The organism is Treponema saccharophilum DSM 2985 (genome assembly GCF_000255555.1).
In the GTDB taxonomy this organism is placed as follows: Bacteria; Spirochaetota; Spirochaetia; order Treponematales; family Treponemataceae; genus Treponema_D; species Treponema_D saccharophilum.
Genome location: NZ_AGRW01000055.1, coordinates 152,721 through 164,300 on the forward strand (window position 1 = coordinate 152,721; position 11,580 = coordinate 164,300).

The following is an 11,580-nucleotide window of genomic DNA, read 5'->3' on the forward strand; positions in this document are numbered from 1 at the left end:
ACTTGGGGCGCTGGAGAAAAAATGAAAAAATCTATTATCTGCATTTTGATTTTATCGCTGTTTAGCAGTTTTACATTCGCGCAGCTTTGGCCAAAAGGCGCGTTAAAACAGTCAGACTGGAATCTTTCACTTAAGAATATGAAGGTCGGCGATGTCCTTGAAAAAGAATACATTTCCTGCTTTGGCGGAGAAAATGATGCGGTTCTTGCAAGTTCATGGCTAGCTGCGGAAGGAAATCCGCCTAAAAAATTGCAGCCCTATGAAAAAGATGAAAACGGCGATTCATGGGACGAATACGAAATTGATTGGGCAAATCAATATCGCTATGACACATGGACAGAAATGTATGGACCTGGAAAATGTTTTGACGGAAAAACAGATACGGCCTGGTGCGAAGGCGTTGAAGGCGATGGAATCGGCGAAGTTGTTATAGCTTGGGTCGATGTAAAAAGACCTGTGAGAATTTGGAGTGGCTTTGGTAAAAGCCAGAAAACATGGGAAACAAATAACCGTCCAAAAGATATCAAAGTATTTATAATTCAGGGTGAAATAGTCGGGCAATCTGTAAACGGTCCAAATTATAAAATGAAGGTCATCGGTGAAAAAAAACTCACATTAAAAGACATTAACGGCTGGCAGCCTCTCGATTTGGGCGAATATAACGAAATTGATGTCGGATACTACAAAAAACTTGATTCGTATGAACTGCAGAAATCAAATACATTTATTGCAGTACAAATTCTTTCTGTTTATCCGGGAACAAAATACAAAGATACTCTCATATCAGAAATTTCAAATTGAAATTGAATTCAAGAAATGAATAAGTGGAAAATGAAATCCATAAGAAAAAAGGTTGCCGAGTTGTTGTTCGTGCTGACTATTTCATTTCGCTTTACCGTGGCTGTGCATACGTTTTCTAAAACAAATTTTCCAATTTATCCAGCATACCGGAGATTTTTTTCCGGCATTCGGCACTTCCGTCGAAATGCTGGGCTTCAGCTGCGAGGCGCGCGAAGAAATCCTGCATCGGCAGAAGCTTTTCCATCGGGACTTTCGATGGGCTGTATTCGATGAGGACGCTTCCCGTGAGCGGGTTCGTCTCGATTTTTTTTACGGCATCTGATTTTTGGAGAAGCGCGCGCGCCTTTTCGACCAAATCGCTTTCCTTGAAAATCGGAGCGCGAAGCCTGACGCGCCCGGGAAAAAAACTGGTAATCATAAAATCGTCCTTACTGTATTTTGAGAATCGGCTGCATCGACTTCACGCTGATTCCGACGGTGACGGAATTGTGGAGGATTGCCGCGAGCTGCGGGCTAATCAGCCCGAATACGCCGAGCAGAAGCAATGCCGAATTCACTTCTATTATAAAAGCGTTGTTCGCGGAGATTTTCCGAATCAGCCCCTGCGCCAGAATGCGCGTCGCCGCCACAGAGGAAAGTCCGCCCTCGCTCAAGACGATGTCCGCGGTGTCGCTCGCGATTGAGGAACTTCCCTCGATTGCGATTCCGACGTCCGCCGCACTCAAAGCTGGCGCGTCGTTTATTCCGTCGCCGAGCATGATGACTTTTCCGCCCGCCTTTTCCTTTTTGATGAGCGACACTTTGTCTTCTGGCAGCGCCTGCGAATAATAGCCGTCAAGCCCCGCGCTTTCCGCGATTTTCTTTGCCGCGCCTTCGGTGTCGCCCGTAATCATCACGCACCGCTTGATTCCCGTTTTCCTGAGATTTTGAACGACTTCCCGTGCTTCCGGGCGAACGGGGTCGCCGATAGTAAGCACGCCGGCAAGCTCCCCGTCATAGGAAAGATACAGGAGCGACTCGCCGTTTTTCGCGGATTCTTCCTGAATGTCGCGGACTTTTTCGTCGAACGGAATTTTCTCGTCGTCGAAAATGAAATGCGCGCTTCCGATGCGCACTTTTTTCCCGTCCAAAGTCGAGGCGATTCCGTGCGCGACGATGTATTCGACTTTCGTGTGGTTTTCTGGATGGAGCAGCCCGCGCTCTTCCGCAAGCGAGACGACAGCCCGCCCGAGCGGATGCGGAAAATGCTCCTCAAGGCATGCCGCCGTTTGAAGTACGAAATCCTCGCCGTATTCTTTCATCGCGTGGATTTTCTCGACTTTCGGGTTTGCAAAAGTGAGAGTTCCCGTCTTGTCGAAGATTATCGTCGTCGCTTCGGCGGCTTCCTCAAGATATTTTCCGCCCTTCACGCTGATTCCCAAGCCTGCCGCCTCCTTCATCGCGGAAAGAACTGCAATCGGCGCGGCAAGTTTCATCGCGCACGAATAATCGACCATCAGCGTCGACATCGTTTTGGTGAGATTCCGCGTGAAAAGCCAGGTGATTCCGGCAAGCGCGAAATTGAGCGGGACGATTTTCTCCGCAAGATTTTCCGAACGCCGCTGCGCGTTCGCCTTCAAATTCTGCGAGTTGTCAATCATCTTGATGATATTGTGGACTTTCGTGTCGCGGCCGGTCGTCCGCGTGCGGATTACAAGTTCGCCCTCGCTCAGAATCGTGCCGGCAAAGACGCCGCTGCCCGCTTTTTTATCAACCGGAAGGCTTTCGCCCGTGATGCTCGCCTGGTTGACCATTCCCTCGCCGCGCTCGACCGTTCCGTCGCACGGAATCATGCTTCCCTCGCGGACGATGACCAAATCGTCCTTCTTGAGCGCGTCGGCAGGAATCGTCTTTTCCTCGCCGTTTTCGAGAATGTGCACCGGCTCGTCGGAAATCAGCAGCTTGTGGGCGAGATTTCCGTATGAGACGCGCTTGGTGACTTCCTCAATCTGTTCGCCGAGGTTCAGCAGCATGGAAATCGAACTTGCCGTGTTCGTGTTGCCGGTGAATGCCGCCGTTGTAAGAGCCGTCGCGTCGAGCATCTGCGTGCTGAAAATGTTCCCGTGCCTGAAGCACATTCCCAACGCAGAGCCGACGCGCGGGACGATGTTCATGAAGAGCAGCAGCTTTCGGAGGGGGAGGGGAAGCAGTTTCTTCGCGAAGTGGTTTATCATCGTGCCGATGAAAATGCTCGTTATGCTTTCCGTAATCGGAATCTGCGAGACGGCTTCGAGCAGTTTTTCGTCGTCAAGATACTTCGGACCGAGGGCTTTGAACAGGTTTTTGATTTCCGCCTGCGAAATAATGGAGGAGTCGAACAGAATCAGATATGAGCCGATGTTCGTGTTCACAGAAATGTCGGTTATCCCTTCCTGAACGGCGATAAGGCTCTGCGCGAGAATCGCCTGCCGGGGAGTGATTTCGCGTATATCGTAATGGACGCGGAGTCTTCCCGGAAGCGCGTGATGGATTGTGACGGTCACGGATTAGTCCTCAGAAAGCGTTTTTGTCATGCCGAACGGCTTTTTTGAAAAGCATGGCCCGGCATCATCGTATTTTCGGAATGATATTTTTTATGCTTTTGCTTCTTCGGCTTTTTTCGCGTTGTTGTATTTTGCCTCGGCAACGATGTCCTCGGCATCTTCCTTTACGGATTCAGCGAACGCGCACGCATCGTCTTTGAGCTGCAAGCCTTTTCCGACGACAGCCGCGCACGCTTTTTTGAATGCGGGAGTTCTGACGAGTGAAACAATTGCAGCACCTGCCACAACGCCGACACCAAAAGCAACCCATTTGTTTGAAAAAGTCATAATCTCACCTCGGAATAACAATGTTATAAATATAGATAGCAGCGTTATATCATAAAGTCGCGATTTAGGTCAATTCAATTTGAGAACGCTCTGCCAGCCCGCCTCGTAGAAGTCGTGGATTTTATCGGCGCATTTCAGTCCTTCCTCGAACGGGATGTCGTGGATGATAAGCTCGAAAAGCGCGGAGAATTCGCCCGAGACAATCGTGTGCTCAAGCGTCGGCTCGAACGCATACGGCTCGTATCCCTGCGCTTCCATCTCCCGGTAAAAAATGTGCGTGATTTCGATTTCCTTTTCGACCATATCGTGGACGAAATTCTCGAAGACCGTTCCCTCGCTCGCGTTCAGTATGAGGCGGAACGCGTCCTTGTGCTTCCACGCGTATTCGTAAATCTGAACGATTCCTTTTTTGGAGAACGTCGCCATGTTATCCGCCCACTCGGATTTCGGAAGGTTCTTGAACTGCTCGATAAGTCCGCCGAAAAGATTCGCGACGCAATCGGCGTGCGGCTTCACGAGTGCCGAAAAAAGCTCCTCCTTGCTTTTGTAGTATCCGTAAAACGCGCCCGTCGTGACGCCTGCTTTTTTGACGATTTCCCGAAGAGACGCCCCGCGGAATCCTTTTTCCAGGAATTCGGCAACCGCAATCTCGTGGATTTTCTGCAAAGTGTTTTCTGCCATGACGGAATTATGCGGCATGGAAAGATTTTATAAAAGTATGCAGCTCTGAAACTGCACAATTCCTCGCTTGACAGAAAAGAACGGGGAGGGTATAACAACTTTTGTTAGTTGTGACTAACTATAATGTCGGGAAGACAACCCGGCAAAAGTGAAAACGTTTTGGAGGTTTAAAAAATGCTGAATAAATGTGCAATCGCAAATGTTATCGGACGCGAAATCATTGATTCACGCGGAAACCCGACTGTTGAAGTCGACGTGATTCTTGAAAACGGCGTCTTAGGTCGTGCGGCAGTTCCGTCTGGAGCAAGCACCGGCGAGAACGAGGCGCTTGAGCTTCGCGACGGCGACAAGGCGCGCTATGGCGGAAAAGGCGTTCTCAAAGCCGTGGACAACGTTAACAAAATCATCGCACCAGCGCTCAAGGGCGACAACGTGTTTGAGCAGCGCGCAATCGACATGAAAATGCTCGCGCTCGACGGAACAGCGACAAAGAGCAAACTCGGCGCAAACGCTATTCTTGGTGTTTCGCTCGCGACGGCGCAGGCTGCGGCAAAGGCGCTCAACATTCCGCTTTATCGCTACATCGGAGGCGCAAACGCTCACGTTCTGCCTGTCCCGATGATGAACATCATCAACGGAGGAGCGCACTCTGACGCACCTATCGCCTTTCAGGAGTTCATGATTCGTCCTGTCGGCGCAAAAACAGAAAAGGAAGCAATTCGTATGGGAGCAGAAGTGTTTCACGCACTTGCAAAGCTCCTGAAAAAGCGCGGACTTTCTACGGCAGTCGGTGATGAGGGCGGTTTTGCCCCGAAGTTCGACGGCATTAACGACGCGCTCGACTCAATCGTTCAGGCAATCAGCGACGCGGGCTACAAGCCAGGCGAAGACGTGAAAATCGCGATGGACTGCGCCGCAAGCGAGTTCAGCGTCGAAAAAGACGGCAAGTTCTTCTACAACTACAAAGAGCTTTCAAACGGCACGCCGAAAGACCCGAACGGAAAGTGTTTGAGCGACGACGAGCAGATTGCCTACCTTGAGGAGCTCATCACGAAGTATCCGATTGACTCAATCGAAGACGGACTCGACGAGAACGACTGGGAAGGCTGGAAGAAGCTCACGGAGCGCATCGGAGAGCGCTGTCAGCTCGTCGGCGATGACCTTTTCGTAACAAACGTGAAGTTCCTCGAAAAAGGCATCAAGCTCGGAGCGGGAAACGCGATTCTCATCAAGGTCAATCAGATTGGCTCTCTCACCGAGACGCTCGAGGCTATCGAGATGGCGCACCGACACGGCTACACGACGGTAACGAGCCACCGCTCAGGCGAGACCGAGGACACCACAATCGCGGACATCGCGGTCGCAACGAACAGCGGTCAGATTAAGACGGGCTCAATGAGCCGCACTGACCGCATGGCAAAGTACAACCAGCTTCTTCGCATTGAGGAAGAACTCGGCGAAAGCGCTGTTTACGGCTACAAGAAACTGAAATAGCAAGCGCATTTTTCAAGATGGCGAATGGCGGGCTAAAAAACTCGTCATCCGCCTTTTTTATTCCGCGTTCTCCTCCCTCTTCCAGTAGCCTTACAAGCTCACTCTACAGCCATGCCAGAAACAAGCCCCGCATAGAACACGACGACAACCGTGCCGAGCGTGTCCATGAAAATCGGAAGTCGCAGAACGTCGCCCAAAAGAAATGCCGTAATGAGATTGAACGCTTGGGCAAAACTTCAAACAAAATACGCCAGTCCCATTTCTAAAGACCGGCTTCCATCTTGAACGAAAGTCCAGAATCTTTGTTTCTAAATCCTAGCACTTTTGAAAAATCAAAAGTGAGTGTGAACGCACGGTTTTGTAGATTTTTGGGAAATTTGGTTTTTATTGACAATGATATAACGCTGTTATACAGTTAGCTGGAACTAACAAAAAGGGAGGATTTAAAAAAAATGAATATAAATCTTGGTGATATAGAAACAACGGCGCTGATTCCTGTTGCGATTAAGGCGAACGAAACGCTGCGAAAAAATCCCCGCGTCCGTGATGAAGTGGCTGTGGAGATGATAAAGACGCTCGGAATCGACACAAAACCCTTTGACAAATTCATGTCCCACGAGGGAGTTATTGCCCGCACAGTAATGCTCGACCGCATGGTAAATGATTTTGTCGCGAAAAATCCGTCGGCGGTAATCGTGAATATGGCCTGCGGATTTGACAACCGATTTTCCCGCGTGGATAACGGCTCGATTTTCTGGTTCGACCTTGATTTGCCCGATTCAATCGAAGTTCGGAAGAAAGTTTTTCCAAAGCGGGAGCGCGAGGAAATGATTTCGGGGAGCGTGCTTGAAAACGGCTGGTGCGAGAGAGTCCTTTCTGAAATCAAAAAGACAAATTCAAAAGTGCTTTTCCTTGCCGAAGGTCTTTTCATGTATCTTACTTTTGATGAAATCAAAAAACTGCTTTCCGTTCTCAAAGAAAATTTCCCGACCGGAACGTTGATTGCGGAGCAGAATAATCCCCTCATGGTCAAAAATCAAAAATATCACGACACGGTAAAGAATACGAATGCGGTCTTTAAAAGCGGCACTTGGAGCGGACAGGAAATCGCGGATTTGTGCGAGGGAATCCGTTTTGTTGAAGAGCACAGTTTTAACGAAGAGATGAAAAAGCACTCGTTCGGCGGCTGGCTTTTCGCAAAACTGCTTCCAAAAATGAACGACCGCTGGGCTGTTTTTGAGTGGTAGGAAGGGGAGGAGCGCATGAAAGTTACCAGAATCAACAACTGGTTTGAAAAGTTCGGGCGGTTTGAAGTAAAACACCGCTGGGCTTTTCTGTTGTGCCTGATAGTTGTTTCCGTAGTCGGGACTCTGGGACTCAGCCGGCTTACGCTCGACAACGGCGAGGAAGACTGGTTTGACGACTGGGAGACGACGAAGAAAAATCAGGACCATTTTGAGGACATTTTTGGCTCGACTGACAGCCTATTAGCCCACATCAAGGCGGACGATGTTTTTGACCCGGAAGTGCTAAAAATGATTGATGAGCTTGGCGACGACCTTTTGCAGAATGTTCCCTATGCGCAAAGCATAACGTCGCTCATGGAACTTTCCCTTCCAATCGGCACGGAAGAAGGCTTTGAAGTTACCAGCCCTTTTGAGGACGGCGTTCCTTCGGATGCTAGCGAGCTTGCAGAGAAAAAGTCCTTTATCTTAAGCCGGCAGTCCCTTGTGAACACGCTTGTGAGTGCCGACGCCACAGAAACCTGGCTCATCGTGAATCTTGAACAGTACTCGGAAAATCTTACCGAAGCCATGGAAAAAATCGCACCGCCCGCGATGAAGGTTTTCAGCGACCCAAAGTACAAATCAGACAAATGGGAAATCCGGCCTGCTGGCATGAGCTACACCGAATACGAGGAAGAAGCCGTCACAATGAATCAGCTTGTCACGCGAATCCTCACGGGCTTTATCGTCATGCTCGTCTGTCTTACGGTTTTTATCCGCTCGCTACGCGGCATTGTCGTGCCGTCGATTTCAACTGTGGGCGCGCTCACGACGACGCTTGGTTTTTCAGGCTGGCTTGGCATAAAAGGCAACAACTCAATGCTGATGATTACCGTGCTTCTTTCTATGGCGCTGGCGGTGGGCTATTCAGTTCACTACATCAACAGCTTCAAAATGCACTTTAGGAAAACTGGAAAAAGAAAAGAGTCAATCGTCTTGAGCGTGCGGGATTCTGGCTGGGCACTATTCTTTACGGTGATTACGACAATGGCGGGAATGCTTTCCTTCCTTGCGGCGGGAATCAAACCTATGCGGTGGGTCGGAGGAATTACGGCGGCGGCAGTTTTTGCAGTCTTCGCCTACATCATCATTCTGCTTCCAGTGCTCTACAGTTTTGGAAAGGACAAAGAGCCAGATTCAACATTCGTGAACACACAAGGAGCCACAAAAGCGGATTTGCGGGTTGAATCTATGGGAAAAGCAATCCTCAACAAAAAGTGGATTACAGTTATTGCAACCGCCCTTGCTATGGCGGCCGTGATTCCGGGCATTTTCAAAATCGAAGTGAACATGAATTATTCGGACATGATGGGAGAGCGAACGCCTTACATCAAACGCCTTCTTGAAATCACCCGGAGCCAGCTTGGAAGCCAGTACGACTACGAAGTTCTGATTGAATATAAGGACGAAGATGCGATTAAGAATCCGCAGGTGCTCAAAAACATGGACATTTTGGCTGAACGAATCGGAACTTTGAGCCAGACGAAAGTCTCAAACGGAAAACCGCGCGTTTCTTCGGTCACAAAAATCGTAAAAGAGATGAACCGCACGCTGAACGAAGACCGGGAAGACGCATACATCATCCCCGACGACCAGGATTTAGTGACGCAAATTATGTTCCTTTACGAGATTTCAGGCGGCACGGATTTGTACGACTACATCAGCAACGACTTCCGTGCGGCATATTTGAAAGTTGAGCTTGCAGGCTACGACGGAGAAGAAATCGTCAAAAATCTTGCAGACGTAAAAAAATGGGTGGCAGAGCTTTTCCCGGACGCAGAAAATGCGGGCGTTGTGGGCGAAGTCGTCCAGTATGCGCAGATGAACAGAAAACTCGTGCGCGGTTCGATAAAGTCAATCGGAACGTCGCTCGTTATAATCCTCGTGCTGCTCGTGCTTGCATTCACTTCGGTTCGGACGGGCTTTATCGCGATGATTCCGAATGTCGTTCCGATTGTGCTGATTGGCGGAATTATGGGATACGCTGGCGTGAACTTGGACATGATTACCGCAATGATTATGCCGATGATTCTCGGAATCGCCGTTGACGACACGATTCACTTTACAAACCACATCAAATATCACTTTGAGCTTACCGGAAATTACCGGAGCGCAATAGAAAATTCCTACCGCGAAATCGGAAAAACGATGATTATGACCACGGTAATTCTCTGCGCCATGTTCGCGATTTTCCTTACCAGCACGATGAACGTTCTTGTGAACATCGGCTGGCTTTCGGTAGTTGGACTCGGAAGCGCACTGATTGCGGACTATACGATTACGCCGGTGCTGCTTTATATCGCAAAACCATTCGGAAAAGAAAATAAAACAAACGGATTTGTTCGTACCTAACGGTACTCACTCTAAAAAAGTGAAGGTCGTTAGACCTGAACAAATCCGTTTGTAAAAAAGGAGACACCACAATGAAAAAATCAATCGCATTCGCTTTTATCTTTCAGTTTTCAGTTCTCAGCTCTTTCGCACAGTCGCTTTCGGGCTACGAGATTATGAAAAAGGCGGACGAAGTTCCTGAGCCAGTAACAGCGTCCTCCACGGCGACGCTCACGATTCACACCAAAAAAGGCTCGGACAGAATCCGCGAAGTCCTCATGAAGAGCAAGGATTACGGAGATGTCAAAAAAGAGGTCATCATTTTTGTTAAGCCAAAAGATGTTTCGGGCACCGGCTACCTGATGTTCGATTATGCAGAGGACGCAAGCGGAAAAAAGAAGGACTCGGACAACTGGCTTTACATGCCCGCAATGAAAAAGACCCGCCGAATCGCTTCAAGCGGCTCGGAAAGCGACGGAAGCTTTATGGGAACGGACTTTACTTACCGCGACATGGGAGAGCGAAGCCTGAGCGACTACGACTACAATCTTCTCGGCGAGGAAAGCGTGGACGGAACTGACTGCTACAAAGTTGAATGCCTTGCAAAAGACAAAAATCAGAAAGACCCGCGCTACATTTCGTACATCGCAAAGTCGGATTTTATCCTTAGAAAGTGCGAATTTTACGACCGACAAAACCAGCTTCACCGCGTCCTCACCTGCTCCGACTTTAACACAATCAAGGGCTTTACCACCGCGCAAAAAATGAAGATGCAAAACGTTCAGAGCGGCACCTGGTCGCTTTTCGAGTCGGCAAACATCGTTTACGACGGCGGCGACATTGACGACTTGCTCTTTACCGTTTCGTCACTGGAAAAAGGAAGAATTCGATGAAATAAAAGAGGCTGACTATGAAAAAAGTTCTATCTTTAATCTTTCATCTTTCCATTTTCATTTTTTCCCTCGCCTCCCAGGAAGTGAAGTTTTCAGGCGAAGCAGGGAGTTTTTGGGCGGGCGCAATTCGCTCGAAAAACCGCGGGGATTTCGTCTTAGGCGACACGTACCTGAACGGAAAATTCGAAGCTTTTTACAACAAATCTTCTGCGTATGCGGAAGGGCGTGCAGGATTCGATGAAACTGAAAACAAAACGTATGCAGAACTAAAAGAAATCTACCTCGACTACACGACGGACTTTTGGTCTCTCCGCGCAGGCAGGCAAAAGGCTGCATGGGGAAAGGCGGACGGAATCGACATTGTGAATGTACTCTGCCCCAAAGATTATTCTTCCACCCGCGCCCTTTTTGACGACGAGTATTTTGCAATCGACTCGGTGCGTTTTTCGCTCAACAAAGGAAATCTTTCCCTCGACGCATATTTCATTCCGATTTTTACGGCGGCAGAATTGCCAAAAGAGCAAAAAGCGCAACTTTCTTCTATCGAATTGCCCGAAAAGAACATAAAAAACACTGAATACGCGCTAAAACTTTCGGGCTATTTTTCACGATTCGACATTTCGCTTTACGGCTTTTACGGCTGGGAAGACATGCCGTTTCTGGATTATGCGCCAAAAATCGAAAACGGAACGCAGACAGAAATCGAAATCAACGCCGAATACAAAAAAATGGCGATGTTTGGCGCAGATGCCGCTATTCCGATTGGCGAAACTGTCCTGCGCCTTGAAGGAGCATTTTTCCCGAAAAGACATTTTCAAACCGCTGCGCAAAAAATACTTTCCGGCGGCGAAAACACCGAAGAGCACAACAATCTCGCAGCCCTTGCAGGTCTTGATTGGATGAGAGAAGGCTGGACGTTCACCGCACAGTATTTCTGCGACAGTCTTTTTGGCGAAACAGAAAATCTTGAGCGCACAAGAAAATTCGAGCACGGAACAACTCTCAGCATTTCAAAATCGCTTTTATCGGAGACGCTCAAACTTTCTGCTTCAGGCGTTCTTATGCTGAAGGATTTTGACAGCGCAATCGAACTTTCTGGCGAATACAGCTTTTCCGATTCAATTTTTCTTGAACTCGGCGGCTACATTTTTAACGAAGGCAAAGAAACGGGCACTTACGGCAAATACAAAGACTACTCAAGCATTTACCTCAAAGCGCGGTACGTTTTTTAGAAAGCAAAATTAC

10 protein-coding genes are annotated in these 11,580 nt (G+C 48.7%); 6 read left to right on the plus strand and 4 right to left on the minus strand.

What is annotated here, in order from left to right:
* The first annotated feature begins 21 nt into the window (after positions 1 to 21).
* Positions 22 to 801: an NADase-type glycan-binding domain-containing protein gene (locus TRESADRAFT_RS15480; RefSeq protein ID WP_002706721.1), complete on the plus strand. Its 780-nt coding sequence runs from the start codon at positions 22 to 24 to the stop codon at positions 799 to 801.
* Positions 802 to 916: 115 nt separating this feature from the next.
* On the opposite strand, the gene TRESADRAFT_RS14545 is transcribed toward TRESADRAFT_RS15480, so the two are convergent.
* The 4 genes from TRESADRAFT_RS14545 to TRESADRAFT_RS14560 form a co-directional block, all read right to left on the minus strand.
* Entirely contained in the window at positions 917 to 1,219 is a 303-nt protein-coding gene (locus tag TRESADRAFT_RS14545; RefSeq protein ID WP_002706723.1) for an HMA2 domain-containing protein, read from the minus strand.
* Positions 1,220 to 1,229: 10 nt separating this feature from the next.
* Entirely contained in the window at positions 1,230 to 3,323 is a 2,094-nt protein-coding gene (locus TRESADRAFT_RS14550; protein ID WP_002706724.1) for a heavy metal translocating P-type ATPase, read from the minus strand.
* Between the two features lie 90 nt (positions 3,324 to 3,413).
* Positions 3,414 to 3,650 carry a hypothetical protein gene (locus TRESADRAFT_RS14555; RefSeq protein ID WP_002706726.1) on the minus strand — a complete coding sequence of 79 codons (237 nt, stop codon included), beginning with the start codon at positions 3,648 to 3,650 and terminating at the stop codon, positions 3,414 to 3,416.
* A gap of 69 nt (positions 3,651 to 3,719) precedes the next feature.
* Complete coding sequence (locus TRESADRAFT_RS14560; RefSeq protein ID WP_002706729.1) at positions 3,720 to 4,331, minus strand: TetR/AcrR family transcriptional regulator; 612 nt, start codon at positions 4,329 to 4,331, stop codon at positions 3,720 to 3,722.
* Between the two features lie 174 nt (positions 4,332 to 4,505).
* On the opposite strand from TRESADRAFT_RS14560, the gene eno reads away from it, so the two are divergent.
* From eno to TRESADRAFT_RS14585, 5 genes are all read left to right on the plus strand, one after another.
* Positions 4,506 to 5,825 carry a phosphopyruvate hydratase gene (gene eno / locus TRESADRAFT_RS14565; RefSeq protein WP_002706731.1) on the plus strand — a complete coding sequence of 440 codons (1,320 nt, stop codon included), beginning with the start codon at positions 4,506 to 4,508 and terminating at the stop codon, positions 5,823 to 5,825.
* Positions 5,826 to 6,277: 452 nt separating this feature from the next.
* A complete protein-coding gene (locus TRESADRAFT_RS14570) occupies positions 6,278 to 7,072 on the plus strand; it encodes a class I SAM-dependent methyltransferase (RefSeq protein WP_002706733.1) in 795 nt (264 codons plus the stop codon).
* Between the two features lie 15 nt (positions 7,073 to 7,087).
* A complete protein-coding gene (locus TRESADRAFT_RS14575) occupies positions 7,088 to 9,463 on the plus strand; it encodes an efflux RND transporter permease subunit (RefSeq protein ID WP_002706734.1) in 2,376 nt (791 codons plus the stop codon).
* A gap of 71 nt (positions 9,464 to 9,534) precedes the next feature.
* The gene (locus TRESADRAFT_RS14580) at positions 9,535 to 10,335 is read left to right on the plus strand and encodes an outer membrane lipoprotein-sorting protein (protein ID WP_002706736.1); all 801 of its coding nucleotides are present in this window, start codon (positions 9,535 to 9,537) and stop codon (positions 10,333 to 10,335) included.
* A 17-nt stretch (positions 10,336 to 10,352) separates the two neighbouring features.
* Positions 10,353 to 11,567: a DUF1302 family protein gene (locus tag TRESADRAFT_RS14585; RefSeq protein ID WP_002706737.1), complete on the plus strand. Its 1,215-nt coding sequence runs from the start codon at positions 10,353 to 10,355 to the stop codon at positions 11,565 to 11,567.
* Positions 11,568 to 11,580 lie beyond the last annotated feature (13 nt).